The 13,288-nt window shown below is 73.9% G+C and carries 10 protein-coding genes and 1 tRNA gene; 8 read left to right on the top strand and 3 right to left on the bottom strand.

The genetic code is table 11. The annotated features are described in order from the left end of the window. A complete protein-coding gene (locus tag ACWCSV_RS23410) occupies positions 1-615 on the top strand; it encodes a DUF624 domain-containing protein (RefSeq protein ID WP_451145207.1) in 615 nt (204 codons plus the stop codon). A 111-nt stretch (positions 616-726) separates the two neighbouring features. Then, positions 727-3,477: an exo-rhamnogalacturonan lyase family protein gene (locus ACWCSV_RS23405; protein ID WP_451145205.1), complete on the top strand. Its 2,751-nt coding sequence runs from the start codon at positions 727-729 to the stop codon at positions 3,475-3,477. Between the two features lie 58 nt (positions 3,478-3,535). Here the strand turns inward: ACWCSV_RS23405 and ACWCSV_RS23400 are convergent, their stop codons facing one another. After that, on the bottom strand, positions 3,536-6,052 hold the full coding sequence (locus tag ACWCSV_RS23400) for an SCO7613 C-terminal domain-containing membrane protein (protein WP_451145203.1): 2,517 nt from the start codon (positions 6,050-6,052) through the stop codon (positions 3,536-3,538). 106 nt (positions 6,053-6,158) lie between these two features. Between ACWCSV_RS23400 and ACWCSV_RS23395 the strand changes: the two genes are divergently transcribed. Together ACWCSV_RS23395 and ACWCSV_RS23390 are read left to right on the top strand one after the other, a co-directional pair. After that, positions 6,159-6,605 carry an SRPBCC family protein gene (locus ACWCSV_RS23395; protein ID WP_451145201.1) on the top strand — a complete coding sequence of 149 codons (447 nt, stop codon included), beginning with the start codon at positions 6,159-6,161 and terminating at the stop codon, positions 6,603-6,605. Between the two features lie 85 nt (positions 6,606-6,690). Then, positions 6,691-6,762 (top strand) — tRNA-Val (locus ACWCSV_RS23390). Positions 6,763-6,843: 81 nt separating this feature from the next. On the opposite strand, the gene ACWCSV_RS23385 is transcribed toward ACWCSV_RS23390, so the two are convergent. Continuing rightward, complete coding sequence (locus ACWCSV_RS23385) at positions 6,844-7,575, bottom strand: exonuclease domain-containing protein (RefSeq protein WP_451145199.1); 732 nt, start codon at positions 7,573-7,575, stop codon at positions 6,844-6,846. 237 nt (positions 7,576-7,812) lie between these two features. On the opposite strand from ACWCSV_RS23385, the gene ACWCSV_RS23380 reads away from it, so the two are divergent. The 3 genes from ACWCSV_RS23380 to thrS all read left to right on the top strand — a co-directional run bounded on the left by ACWCSV_RS23380 (position 7,813) and on the right by thrS (position 11,831). Continuing rightward, positions 7,813-8,409 carry a DUF4365 domain-containing protein gene (locus tag ACWCSV_RS23380; RefSeq protein ID WP_451145197.1) on the top strand — a complete coding sequence of 199 codons (597 nt, stop codon included), beginning with the start codon at positions 7,813-7,815 and terminating at the stop codon, positions 8,407-8,409. After that, positions 8,409-9,710, top strand: a complete 1,302-nt coding sequence (locus ACWCSV_RS23375; protein WP_451145195.1) for a hypothetical protein — start codon at positions 8,409-8,411, stop codon at positions 9,708-9,710. The genes ACWCSV_RS23380 and ACWCSV_RS23375 overlap by 1 nt, the downstream gene beginning before the upstream one ends. A gap of 144 nt (positions 9,711-9,854) precedes the next feature. Continuing rightward, positions 9,855-11,831, top strand: coding sequence for a threonine--tRNA ligase (thrS, locus tag ACWCSV_RS23370; RefSeq protein WP_451145193.1), 1,977 nt, complete (start codon positions 9,855-9,857; stop codon positions 11,829-11,831). A 37-nt stretch (positions 11,832-11,868) separates the two neighbouring features. Here thrS and ACWCSV_RS23365 read toward each other — a convergent pair whose 3' ends face one another. Next, the gene (locus tag ACWCSV_RS23365; RefSeq protein WP_451145191.1) at positions 11,869-12,588 is read right to left on the bottom strand and encodes a potassium channel family protein; all 720 of its coding nucleotides are present in this window, start codon (positions 12,586-12,588) and stop codon (positions 11,869-11,871) included. Between the two features lie 67 nt (positions 12,589-12,655). Between ACWCSV_RS23365 and ACWCSV_RS23360 the strand changes: the two genes are divergently transcribed. Next, a complete protein-coding gene (locus ACWCSV_RS23360; RefSeq protein WP_451145189.1) occupies positions 12,656-13,216 on the top strand; it encodes an HIT family protein in 561 nt (186 codons plus the stop codon). The last annotated feature ends 72 nt before the right edge of the window (positions 13,217-13,288 follow it).

The following is a 13,288-nucleotide window of genomic DNA, read 5'->3' as shown; positions in this document are numbered from 1 at the left end:
ATGGGCGCACCCACCACCACCGGCGTCCGCGCGCACACCCGGCGTGCCGCCGTGCGCCGCCGCACCGAACGGCTCGCCCGCTTCGCGCTCTTCGCCGAATGCCTGCTCACCGGGGTCTGGATCACCCTCGCCGCACTGCCCCTGGTCACCCTCGTACCGGCGTTCGCGGCGGGCTGCGCCCACCTGCGGCGGCAGACCGAGGGCAGGCGCGGCGGGATCCGGGAGTTCGCCGGCGATCTGCGGGAGGCGGCACGCACCGGCCTGCTGGTCTCCCCGCTGACCGGGGCGGCCCTCGCCCTGCTCGCACTCGACTGGCGGATCGCCCGGTCCGGACAGCTGCCCGGCGGCCGGCTCCTCGCGGCGGTCAGCGTCCTCGGCGCCCTCGCACTGGCCGTCGCGGCACTCCGTACGGCCGCCGCCTGGCGGCCCGGCGCCCGCTGGACACCGCTGCTGCGCGAGGCGGTCCGCCGTACCGCGACCGACCCCGTCGGCTCGCTGCTCCTCGTCGGCGGGTTCGCCGCCGTCGCCCTCACCGCCTGGCAGCTGCCCCCGCTCGCCGTAACCGCCCTGGGCGCACTCGCCGCCGCGGCGGTCGTCACCGACCGCCGCCGCTGACCTCCCGTCCACCCCCGGGGCGCGGAGCGCACCCCGGGGCGGTCCGGCCTGCCCGGTTCCATGCCGGCGCGAGCGCACACGAACCGAGTCCCCCCGAGAAGTGGAGTCGTGATGTCCCCGATCCCCCGTCGCACCATGCTCAAGGCCGCAGCCGTCGTCGGTGCCGCCACCTCACTGTCCTCGACCGCGTTCGCCGGCGCGCCACGGGCCGGAGCGGCCACGCCCGCCGCCGGGGAAGGCGGGGAGCCGGTCGAGATCGGCTGGCTGGAGGAGGGCGGGCTCGGCGCGGCCCCCGGCACGACGTTCGGGGTGCCCTGGCCGAAGGGGCGGTACCCGGCCGACCAGAAGTTCGCGCTCGCCACCGCGGAGGGCAAGGCCGTCCCCGTGCAGAGCTGGACCACCGCCACCTGGCCGGACGGCTCCCTCAAGTGGAGCGCCCACGCCGTCGGGCCGGAGGCGGCCGGCGCCGGGAAGTTCGCCCTCACCGCCGGTGAACCCACCGCCCCCGGGGCGAAGGTCACCGTCAGCGGCTCCGGCTCGGCGATCACCGTCTCGACCGGGGGCGTCACCGCGAAGATCGGGAAGACCGGCTCCTCGCTCGTGAAGTCGCTGGTGCGCGGCGGCACCGAGATCGCCAAGGACGGCAGGCTGGTCCTGATCCGCCAGGGCGAGATCGAGGACGGCGACCAGGGCAAGGAGACGTACGAACGCTTCGAGAGCGCCATCGCCTCGGCCGAGGTCGAACAGGCGGGCCCGCTGCGTGCCGTCGTCCGCGTCGACGGCAGGCACCGCCGCGGCTCGCGCTCCTGGATGCCGTTCTCCGTCCGGTTCTACTTCCACGCCGGCGCCGAGTCGTTCCGGATGGTCCACACCATCACCTTCGACGGCATCCAGGAGCCCGGAAAGGCCAGTGGCGACTTCGTCCGGGGTCTGGGCGTCCGCTTCACCGTCCCGATGCGCGACGAGACCTACGACCGCCACGTCCGGCTCGGCGGCGAGGGCACCGGCATGCTCCGGGAGGCCGTCAAGGGCATCACCGGCCTGCGCCGCGACCCCGGAGCCGCCGTCCGGGCCGCCCAGTTCGAGGGGGTACGCCTTCCCGACCCCGCCACCTGGGACCAGCGGGTCACCAGCCGCCTCCCCCTCATCCCCACCTGGGGGGACTACACCCTCGGCCAGCTCTCCGCGGACGGGTTCGCGCTGCGCAAGCGCACCGCGAAGGGGCACGGCTGGATCGCCGCGGGCGGCGGACGCCGCGCCTCCGGCTTCGGCTACGTGGGCGGCGTGAGCGGCGGACTCGCCTTCGGGCTGCGGGACTTCTGGGAGAAGTTCCCCGCCCAGCTCGACATCAGGGGCGCCGACACGGACGAGGCCGAGGTGACCGTCTGGCTCTGGTCGCCCGAGGCCGAACCCATGGACCTGCGCTTCTACCACGACGGCCTCGGTATGGACACATACCCCGAGCAGCTGGACGGGCTGGAGATCACCTACGAGGACTACGAGCCCGGCTTCGGCACCCCGTACGGCATCGCCCGCACCAGCGAACTCCTCTTCTGGGTCCACGACTCCACCCCCGGCGCCGAGGCACTGGCCCGCCAGACCGCCGCCGTCCGCACCCTCCCGCAGCTCGTCGCCCCGCCCTCCCAGCTCATCGGCGCCGGCGTCTTCGGCGGGCTCTTCGCCGAGCCGGACCGTTCCACCCCGGCGAAGGCGAGGATCGAGGACCACCTCGACTTCCTCTTCTCGTACTACCGGGACCAGGTCGAGATGCGGCGCTGGTACGGCTTCTGGGACTACGGCGACGTCATGCACACGTACGACCCGTCCCGGCACCAGTGGCGGTACGACATCGGCGGCTACGCCTGGGACAACTCCGAGCTCTCCACCGACCTCTGGCTCTGGTACGCCTATCTGCGCTCCGGCCGTGCCGACATCTTCCGCTTCGCCGAGACGATGACCCGCCACACCGGCGAGGTCGACGTCTACCACCTCGGCGAGTGGGCCGGGCTCGGCACCCGCCACGGCGTCCAGCACTACGCGGACAGCGCCAAGCAGCAGCGCATCGCCAACACCACCTACCGCCGCTTCTACTACTTCCTCACCGCCGACGAACGGGTCGGCGACCTGATGCGCGCCAACGTCGACTCCGACGAGACCTTCCTGGCGCTCGACCCGCAGCGCAAGGTCCGCACCGACGTGTACACCCCCGACCGGCACGCGCTCTCCATCGGCTTCGGCACCGACTGGAGCGGGCTCGTCTCCGCCTGGCTCACCGAGTGGGAGCGCGGCGGTCCGCAGGCGGCGAAGGCCAGGGACCGGGTCCTCGGCACCATGGAGACGATCGCCGCACAGCCCAACGGCTTCGTCCAGGGCAGCGGACTGTACGACCTCGACACCGGCCGGTTCGCGATCGCCGCGCAGCCCGTCGTGAGCGTCTCCCACCTCTCGGGCGTCTTCGGGCTGAACGAACTCTGCGCCGAACTCGTCGCCCTCGTCGACATGCCGGCGTTCGAGCGGGCGTACCTCGACTACTGCCGGTACTTCAACGCCACCAAGGCGGAACAGGCCGCCCGCTACGGCTCCGACTTCGGCAGCATCAGCCTCTTCCAGGGCCACTCCCGCATGGACGCCTACGCCGCCGTGCGGACCGGTGACGCCACATTCGCCGCCCGTGCCTGGGAGAAGTTCTTCAACGGTGACGGATACAAGGAGTCCGCGCCCTGGAAGACCGAGGAGGTGACCGGGCCCCTCGCCACCGTCGCGGGCACCGAGGCCGCCTGGGTCTCCACCAACGACACCGCCCTCTACGGGCTCGCCGCCATCGAGAACCTGGCCCTCGTCGGCGACCGCATGCCCGGCTGACCCTCCGCCCCGTCCCCCCTGCCCGCCCCGAGTCCGGGGCTGGCAGGGGCCGACCCCCTCACCCCATCCGGCCCAGGGCCTCCTTCACCCGACGGGCGTCCCGCAGCCGCTTCTCGTACGTGGCGCCCACCGCGAGCAGCAGCACCCCGGCCGCCGCGGGCACCAGCCACCTCGGCAGCGCGCCCACCACCTGCACCACGTACGGGGCGAGCTCGTGCAGGCCGAGCAGGGCCAGCACCCCGCCGCCGAGGAGCAGCGGGGCCTGGAGGCGGGCCCGGGCCCCGGCGAGCGTGACCGCGAGGGCCGCGAGCCCCAGCAGCAGCGGACGCGTCCACCCCGGGTCGCCCCAGGCCGCCAGCAGGCTCGGCACCAGCGTGACCGTGAGCCCCGCGCCGTACGCCGTCCAGGAGGAGACCTCGTGGCCGGGGGCGGCGCGGCGGCGCCGCAGCACCCCCACCACCAGGGCCGGGACCGTCACCGGCAGGGTGTACGCCTCCGGGGCGGTGACCTCCGACGCCGCGAGCCGCACCCAGGACGCCAGCACGAAGAGCACCAGCGCCAGGGTGCCCGCCGCCTTCCGCCGCTCCGGCCGCACCGCCGTACCCGCGGCCAGCACTCCGGACAGCCCGAGCACCAGGGCGAGCGACGCCGGGTCCGTGGCCGCCATGCCCACCGCCACCAGCACGCCGAAGGACCCGGTCAGCTCCACCGGCACCGACACCGGGCGGCGCCGGAGCACCCCGCCGAGCAGCGCCGTGACCGCCGGGCCGGCCAGCAGCAGCGGCGCTCCGTGCGGGGCGGAGAGCCCCAGCGACCCGACGGCGGCGGCGGTCAGCGCGATCCCGCCGAGGACGGCGGCGCAGGCGGCCACCGAGCGCACCGGGCGCTCCGGCAGCCGGAGGGCCGTAGCGGTGAACAGCACCGTCAGCGCCGCCACCACGGCGTAGGTCGCCGCCTGGGAGGGGAGCGCCAGGGCGGCCACGCTCACCGTTCCCGCCAGCGCGCCGCCGAGCGCGGCCGGCCCGGCGGCGGGCCGGGTCCGGCCCCGGCTGGAGCGCACCAGCAGCTCCAGCGCCCCCGCGACCAGCAGGGTCTCCAGCACCGCCCCGGCGGCGTACGGGATGTTCGCGGCGGCCGCCGCGACCAGCACCGCGCCGGCCGCCAGAGCCGGTACGGCCACCGGGGCCGCGCCCCGCCACCACGTCCAGAACGTCCGCGTCCGCGCGGCGGCGAGGCCCTCCGCGCCCTCCACGCCGTTTGCCCCCGCTGGCCGCACGATCCACCGGTGGGCCGTCGCCCCCAGGACGGCCACCACCGCCAGGGCCACCGGCGCGGCCATCGTCCACGACGGGGGGACCGGCCCGCCGAGCGCGTCCCGCAACCCCTCCGGGGCGCCCGCCCACACCCGCGTACCCGCCGACAGCGGGCCCAGCAGGACCGCGGCCACCCAGGGCACCGCCCAGAGCAGCGCCCCCGCGACCACGGCCGCCACCGCCGCGTCCACACCCCGCCCGCCCGCCGCCACGGACAGCACCCGGACCACCGGCAGCGCCCGGGCCACCGCCAGGAGCGCGATCCCCGCGAGCAGATACGCCACGACGGCCCACTCCGCCGGCAGCCCCGCCCGCACCACCCCACCGGTCCCCGCCACCCCGGCGAGACCGCCGACGAGTCCGCAGGCCGTCGCGAGGCCGGCCGGCGCCCAGCGCACGGCGAGCAGCGCGGCGGCCCCCGCGAGCACCAGCAGCGCCCCCGGGGCGATCGCCGCGACCGGGCCCCCGGCCGTCAGCGACCGGGCCAGGGCCAGCAGCAGCGCGCCCGACCCGGCGGCCGCGAGGCAGACCAGGGCGGTGATCCGAACCCCGGACCGGACCGCCCGGACCGCGAGTACCCCGTCCAGCACCGCCGTGACCAGCAGCGCCCACCCGAAGGCGAGGGCCGGGGCGCCGGCGGCCACGCAGCCCAGCACCAGCGGCAGCTGACCCGCCACCACCGCCGCCGGAACCGGCAGCACCGGCCGGCCCGGCGTCAGGCCGTACCCCGCCCAGAGCGCGGCGAGCACGGCCGAGGCCACGGCCGCGTACGCCGCGCCGCCGGTGCCGGGGAGCGCCACCGCGTGGAGGGCGTAGGCGTCGAGGAGCGTCAGGACGAGCCCGAAGGCGCCCAGCGACTCGGCCGTGGCCCGCAGCCCGCGCTGCCGCAGCAGGACCGGGGCGACGAGGGCGGCGGCCGTCACGGTGGCCAGCACCGCGGAACGGCCGCCGATGCCCATCGAGCCCCAACTGAGCAGCGTGAACGCGATGGCGGCGACCGCCAGCAGCAGCCCGCCGAGGGCGAGCAGCACGTTCTGCGCGCCGCGCCCGGAGGGGGTGCGCGCCGGGGTGCGCGGGCCGGACACCGGCGGCGGGGCGGCGAAGGCCGTGTGCGCGCGGGCGAAGCCGGAGCCGGCCGAGGCGCGCAGGGCTTCGACCAGCCAGGCGCGGCGCTGGAGCAACTGGGCCCGGTGGTGGTCCAGTCGAGCCAGTTCACGATCGAGGAGCGCCAGTTCCTCGGCGGGTGGCAGGGCATGTTCCATGCCCGGAGTGTCGGGCCCGGGCCGGGGTGCGTACATGTGTTCAGGTACTCACTTCCGGGAGTGAGTACCTGGGGCGGCCGCCTCCCGAGCGCGCCAGACTGGCTCCATGAATCCGAACCACTACCGGTTCACGAGCCTGTGGGACCTCCCCGCGCCGCCCGCCGCCGTCCTCGCGGTGCTGGAGCGGGGCGAGGAGTACCCGCACTGGTGGCCGCAGGTCCGCGAAGTGGCCCAGGTGGACGCGACCACGGGACGGGCGCGCTTCCGCTCCGTCCTGCCGTACGACCTGGTCGTCACCCTGGAGCGGGGCCGCCGCGATCCGGCGGCCGGAATCCTCGAAGTGTCCATGCGGGGTGATCTGGAGGGCTGGGCCCGCTGGACCGTCACCGGCCGGGGTGACGGCAGCCGCGTGCGGTACGACCAGGAAGTCGAGGTCCGCAAGCGGCTGATGCGGCTGCTGGCACCCGTCGCCCGGCCGGTCTTCCGGGCCAACCACGCCCTGATGATGCGCGCGGCGAGGCGCGGGCTGACCGCCGTGCTCGACGGTGCCTGACGCCCCGGCGGGAGGCGGGCCGGCCGCGTTTCGCGACGCGGTTTGAACGAAGCCCGCCGAGCCCTGTATTGTTCAACCCGTTCCCGGGCGATTAGCTCAGTGGGAGAGCGCTTCGTTCACACCGAAGAGGTCACTGGTTCGAACCCAGTATCGCCCACCGGGAAGAGCCGGTCCGTCAGTGATGACGGACCGGCTCTCGCGCGTTCCGGCCCGCACCGGGAGGTGAGGGCACGGCCGTTCACGCCGCGGCGGCCACCTCCGGCCGCGGACGCAGCGGCCACGCGGGGTCGACCCACTCCGGGGTGCCGCTCCGGGCGAACCACGCCTCCAGCCCCCGTGCCTGCGCCGCGTGCCACGACACCTGGAGTGTGTGCAGCTCCGCCGGGCTCAGCCGCTCCAGCCGCGAGGTGAACCGCCGGCCCACGGCGCGTACCAGCTCCATCGAGGCCGCGGCGTCCGCCGCCGCGTCGTGGGCCCCGTCCAGCACCACCCCGTACAGCTCGCAGAGGTCGGTCAGGGTGCGGCGCCCCTTGCGGTAGCGGTCCAGGTGCTTGTCGAGCACCCGCGGGTCGACCACGCACAGCGGCACGTGCTCCAGATAGTGCGTGAGCGAGGACGCCCGGTGCCGCTTCAGTTCGCGGTCCAGCAGCGTCAGGTCGAAGGGCGCGTTCATCACGACCAGCGGACGGCCGGTCGCGCACTGCTCGGCGAGCGACCGCGCGATCTCCTCCACCACCGGAGCCGGCCACCGGCCGTTGCGCTGCAGGTGGCCGTCGGTCAGGCCGTGGATCTCGGTGGCCCCGGGCGGCACCGGTATCCCCGGATTGATCAGCCAGCGGGTCACCCGGGCCCGTCCGCCGGCGGTGTCCTGGACGACCAGGGCGGCCGAGACTATCCGGTCCTCCTCGACGTCGACCCCGGTCGTCTCCGTGTCAAATGCGGCCAACGGCCCCTCGAACCAGTGCATCATCCCCGAACTCCTCGCACCCGCACGGCAGATGACGTGATTCCTCTGCCCGATATCGGTGATACCCGCAGTGTTTGCCTGATACGCCGTTTGCGGGCCGTCTCCTTCGGTGACAACACTTCTGACGGGAAACGGAGTTGACCGGCGCTGATTCGCGGTGCCGTTCGTGGTGCCGGCCCCGTCGGAGTTGAAGCACGCCCACGACCGGAGAACTGCACAGCCCGGAAGGCATACGGAGCCATGGCGCTCGCGCAGCCCGACCCGGGGAGCACCGCCCGTGCCGCGGACCGCGAGAGAGGTCTGCCGGCCGGGCGGACCGCCCCCCTGCGGGGCACCCTCGCCACCACCGCCTGCATGGAGACCCTTCAGGTGGGGTACCTCCACGCCGTGGCGGCAGCGGCCGGCTGCTCCCTCTCGCAGCCGTTTCCCGACAACGGCGTCGACTGGCACCTCAGCCACGGCGCCCCGGCCCACACCGTCGACGACGAAGTGACCGTCAAGGTGCAGCTCAAGTGCACCTACCAGCTCCCGCCGCACCCCCGGGGCGGGACCTTCCCGTTCACCCTCGACAACACCCACCTCGTGAAACTCGCCCGGACCCCCGTGTCCGTGCACCGGATCCTGGTCGTGATGATCGTGCCGCGTGCCCAGGACGACTGGCTGCGCGCCGGACACGACCGGCTCGACCTGCGGCACTGCTGCTACTGGATCAACCTGGCCGGCCACCCGGTGACCGGCCGGCTCAGGACAACCGTGCGCATCCCGACCTCGCGGATCTTCGACGACCGGGCGGTCTGCGAGATCATGGCCCGGGTCGGGGCGGGAGGGAGACCCTGATGCACCGGTCGATGGACGAACCCGTCGGCGGGGGAGCGGAGCCGGGGACCCGGGCCCATCCGTCCGAGATCCAGCTCCTCCGGGAGGCGGGGAAGGCGCCAGAGGCACCGGACCGGGGTGCGTCCGGCGCCCTGCCGGACCCGTCCGCCGTGGACCCCGCCGTCCTCGGGGCGCTCCTCGCCCGCCACGGCTGGTGCCGGCGCGGCGGGACCGCCGGGCGCTACACCCGGTGGACCCCGCCCGGCCCGGCCGGCGGGCCCGCCAGCCTGCTGGTGCCCGCCACCGTCGCCTTCCCCGACAGCGAGGAGCTGCTCGCGGAGGCGGTCGCGGCTCTCGCCCGCAGCGCCGAACCCTCCGCCCGGGACGTCCTCGTCGCCCTCGCCGTACCCAGTGACGAGGTCCGCTGGCGGCGCGAGGTCCCCGAGGGGGCGGCGGCCGCCGCGGGGGCCGCCGGAGCGGCGGGCTGGGGCGAGGCGGAGGCGCTGCGCTCGGCGGCCCTGCGCGTCCTGCTGGCCGGCTCCCTCGCGGTACGCGGGCCCGCGGGCCACCACGGGGCCCGCCACCGCAGACGGGCCCGTGCGGCGCTGGACGACGTGCTGATCGGCCCTGCCCCGGGCGGCCGCAGGCTCACCGCCTTCCTCCCCGTCGCCTCCGGCCGCGCCGTCGCCGGCCGGCTCTACCGGGCGCTGCACGCCGCCCGCGAGGCCGTCGACTACCAGCGGGCCACCGGCCGCATGGAGGCCTTCGACGCCGCCGTCCCGGCCGGCGTCAGCCGCGAGCTGACCGAGGCCCTGGTCGCCCTGGTCCGCGGCTCGGAGGGGGCCAGGATCACCGTCGACTGGGAGCCCGCCCGCGGTGCGCCCGACGACTGCCCGGCCCGTCCCGAACCCATCGACTTCTCCCCGGGCGACCTCCCCGCACTCCGGCTGGCCGGCACCCGTTACCGCCAGGAGGAGCCCTCCTTCCCGGTCCGGATCACCGGAGCCGTCGTACGGATGCGCCGCTCGGGGCCGCGCGGCCCCGGGACCGTACGGCTGCGCGTCCTCGCGGGCGCCGAGGTGGCGCACGTGCGGGTCGAGCTGGACGAGGAGGCGTACCGCATCGCCGGTCACGCCCACCTGGTCGGGCTGCCGCTGCGGGTGGAGGGGGTGCTGGAGAGCCGGGGCGGTTTCCGGCGCCTCACCGGCGCCACCCAGGTCGCGCCGGTGCAGGTCGACGAGGCGGAGCGCGACCGGCTGATGAAGGCGCTCCAGGAGAACCTCGACTGGTTCGAAGAGGCGTGCGCGGGCGACGAGGCGTAGCTTCCGGGGCGCTCACCGCTCTCTCCCGCGGGGCCGCGGTCGTGCGCGGGAGAAGAACGCAATGTGAATTAGGCTGCCCGGCTCGGTACGATCCCTGGAGCACGCGCAAGCAATGCGGTGCGCCCCCTGAGTCAGGAGAGACCGGTGTCAGACGTCCGTGTGATCATCCATCGCGATTCCGAGCGGGAAGAGCACGTGGTGACGACGGGCACGACGGCCGCAGAGCTCTTCCCCGGACAGCGCTCGGTCGTAGCAGCCCGCGTCGACGGCGAGCTGCGTGACCTCAGCCACGTCCTCCAGGGCGGCGAGACCGTCGAGCCCGTGGAGATCTCCTCCGAGGACGGCCTCAACATCCTGCGCCACTCCACCGCGCACGTGATGGCCCAGGCCGTGCAGGAGCTCTTCCCGGAGGCCAAGCTCGGCATCGGCCCGCCGGTCAAGGACGGCTTCTACTACGACTTCGACGTCGAGAAGCCGTTCACGCCCGAGGATCTCAAGGCCATCGAGAAGAAGATGCAGGAGATCCAGAAGCGTGGCCAGCGCTTCTCCCGCCGCGTCGTCACCGACGAGGCCGCCCGCGAGGAGCTGGCCGCGGAGCCGTACAAGCTGGAGCTCATCGGCATCAAGGGCTCGGCCTCGTCCGACGACGGCGCCGACGTCGAGGTGGGCGGCGGCGAGCTGACCATCTACGACAACCTGGACGCCAAGACCGGCGACCTGTGCTGGAAGGACCTCTGCCGCGGTCCGCACCTGCCGACCACCCGGTTCATCCCGGCGTTCAAGCTGATGCGCAACGCCGCCGCGTACTGGCGCGGCAGCGAGAAGAACCCGATGCTCCAGCGCATCTACGGCACCGCGTGGCCCACCAAGGAAGAGCTCAAGGCGCACCTGGAGTTCCTGGAGGAGGCCGCCAAGCGCGACCACCGCAAGCTCGGCAACGAGCTGGACCTCTTCTCCTTCCCCGACGAGATCGGCCCCGGTCTCGCCGTCTTCCACCCCAAGGGCGGCATCATCCGCCGGGCCATGGAGGACTACTCGCGGCGCCGCCACGAGGAGGAGGGCTACGAGTTCGTCTACAGCCCGCACGCCACCAAGGGCAAGCTCTTCGAGAAGTCCGGCCACCTGGACTGGTACGCCGACGGCATGTACCCCCCCATGCAGCTCGACGACGGGGTGGACTACTACCTCAAGCCGATGAACTGCCCGATGCACAACCTGATCTTCGACGCGCGCGGCCGTTCCTACCGTGAACTCCCGCTCCGGCTCTTCGAGTTCGGCACGGTCTACCGGTACGAGAAGTCCGGCGTGGTGCACGGCCTGACCCGCTCGCGCGGATTCACCCAGGACGACGCGCACATCTACTGCACCAAGGAGCAGATGGCCGAGGAGCTGGACCGCACGCTCACCTTCGTGCTGAACCTGCTCCGCGACTACGGCCTGACCGACTTCTACCTGGAGCTCTCCACCAAGGACCCGGAGAAGTTCGTCGGCTCGGACGAGATCTGGGAAGAGGCCACCGAGACGCTGCGCCAGGTCGCCGAGAAGCAGGGGCTGCCCCTGGTCCCGGACCCGGGCGGCGCCGCCTTCTACGGCCCGAAGATCTCCGTGCAGTGCAAGGACGCCATCGGCCGCACCTGGCAGATGTCGACCGTGCAGCTCGACTTCAACCTGCCGGAGCGCTTCGACCTGGAGTACACCGGCCCGGACGGCACCAAGCAGCGCCCGGTCATGATCCACCGCGCCCTGTTCGGCTCCATCGAGCGCTTCTTCGCGGTGCTCCTGGAGCACTACGCGGGTGCCTTCCCGGTCTGGCTCGCGCCCGTCCAGGCGGTCGGCATCCCGATCGGCGACGCCCACATCCCGTACCTCCAGGAGTTCGCCGCCACGGCGCGCAAGCAGGGGCTGCGGGTCGAGGTGGACGCCTCCTCCGACCGGATGCAGAAGAAGATCCGCAACCAGCAGAAGGCCAAGGTCCCCTTCATGATCATCGCGGGCGACGAGGACATGGCCAACGGCGCCGTCTCCTTCCGTTACCGCGACGGTTCGCAGGAGAACGGCATCCCGGTCGACGAGGCGATCGCCAAGATCGCCAAGGCCGTCGAGGACCGCGTCCAGGTCTGATCCACGGCACGGCACGCGTACGGCCCCCGGTGCGGCGTCAGCCCACCGGGGGCCGTTCCTCGTCCTCCCGCCGGAAGACCTGGAGCAGCCACGACGAGAAGGAACCCGTCACCGCCCCCAGCAGGGCCAGACCGCACGCCATCAGCCCGGCCGCGACGATCCTGCCCTCCGGGGTGACCGGCACCGCGTCCCCGTACCCCACCGTCGTCAGGGTCGCGCACGCCCACCAGACCGCGTCGCCGAACGTGACGATGCTGGCGCCCGGCGCGGTGTGCTCCACGTGGTAGACGGTCAGCGCGGCGGAGACGCCGAGCAGGACCGAGGAGAGCCCGGCGTACGACATCACGCGGGCGTACAGGCTCAGCCTCGGCTCCGAGCGGCGCTGCTGGACCGCCGTGTACACCTTCACCACGCGCAACGGCCGCAGCAGCGGCATCACCAGCACCAGGGTGTCCAGCCAGTGCGTCCGCACGAAACGGTGGCCCTGGCCGCTGAGCCACAGGCGTACGGCGTAGTCCGCGACGAAGAGCGCCCAGGTCCCGTAGACCAGCGACAGCCCCACGTCCGGCCACGGCTCGCGGTCCCGGCCGGCCAGCACGTGGATCGCGTACCCGGCGAGGAAGACCAGTGAGGCGACGGCCAGGGGCACCTCCGCACGCGCCTCCCACCGGCCGAGCCGGGCCGGCGGGCGGGAGGCGGCGGAGCGGTCGCCCGCGGGGGCGGGGCGGTCGCTCGGGGGATCGGGGCGGTCGCTCATGGCCGCAAGCATCCCGCCGCCGCCCGGGGCCGGGCCCCGGCGACACGCACGCCGGGGGTGACGCCATATGCTGAACCGCATGACGAGTGAGCCCGAGCAGCAGATCGGAGTGGGGACGCCCGACGCGTTCCAGCGCCTGTGGACCCCCCACCGGATGGCCTACATCCAGGGTGAGAACAAGCCGAGCGGTCCCGGCGCCGACGACGGCTGTCCGTTCTGTACGATCCCGTCCAAATCGGACGTGGACGGTCTCATCGTGGCACGCGGCGAACACGTCTACGCGGTGCTCAACCTCTACCCGTACACCGGCGGCCACCTCATGGTCGTGCCGTACCGGCACGTCGCCGACTACACCGAGCTCGACGGCCCGGAGACGCTCGAACTCGCCGACTTCACCAAGAAGGCGATGACCGCGCTCCGCCGGGCCTCCGGGGCGCACGGCTTCAACATCGGCATGAACCAGGGAGCCGTCGCCGGCGCCGGCATCGCCGCACACCTGCACCAGCACCTCGTCCCGCGCTGGGGCGGCGACACCAACTTCATGCCCGTGGTGGGCCACACCAAGGTGCTCCCGCAGCTCCTCGGCGACACCCGCGCGCTGCTGGCCGACGCCTGGCCGGCCGTCTGACGGACCGCGCACGGAGAGGAGGGCGGACGGGGGTGGGTGGCTCCGGCGGTGCCGATGACCAGGAGGCCGATG

This window comes from Streptomyces sp. NPDC001770, from assembly GCF_053596135.1.
Note: the sequence above shows the minus strand (reverse complement) of the source record. Positions and strands in the feature narration are given on the sequence as shown.

Bases quoted from the DNA above. Each gene is read 5' to 3' on its own strand.
- ACWCSV_RS23375 (WP_451145195.1), top strand. From the start codon at position 8,409: ATGCACCGGTCGATGGACGAACCCGTCGGCGGGGGAGCGGAGCCGGGG.
- ACWCSV_RS23400 (WP_451145203.1), bottom strand. From the start codon at position 6,052: ATGGAACATGCCCTGCCACCCGCCGAGGAACTGGCGCTCCTCGATCGT.
- ACWCSV_RS23395 (WP_451145201.1), top strand. From the start codon at position 6,159: ATGAATCCGAACCACTACCGGTTCACGAGCCTGTGGGACCTCCCCGCG.
- ACWCSV_RS23405 (WP_451145205.1), top strand. From the start codon at position 727: ATGTCCCCGATCCCCCGTCGCACCATGCTCAAGGCCGCAGCCGTCGTC.
- ACWCSV_RS23360 (WP_451145189.1), top strand. From the start codon at position 12,656: ATGCTGAACCGCATGACGAGTGAGCCCGAGCAGCAGATCGGAGTGGGG.
- ACWCSV_RS23410 (WP_451145207.1), top strand. From the start codon at position 1: ATGGGCGCACCCACCACCACCGGCGTCCGCGCGCACACCCGGCGTGCC.
- ACWCSV_RS23380 (WP_451145197.1), top strand. From the start codon at position 7,813: ATGGCGCTCGCGCAGCCCGACCCGGGGAGCACCGCCCGTGCCGCGGAC.
- ACWCSV_RS23385 (WP_451145199.1), bottom strand. From the start codon at position 7,575: ATGATGCACTGGTTCGAGGGGCCGTTGGCCGCATTTGACACGGAGACG.
- ACWCSV_RS23365 (WP_451145191.1), bottom strand. From the start codon at position 12,588: ATGAGCGACCGCCCCGATCCCCCGAGCGACCGCCCCGCCCCCGCGGGC.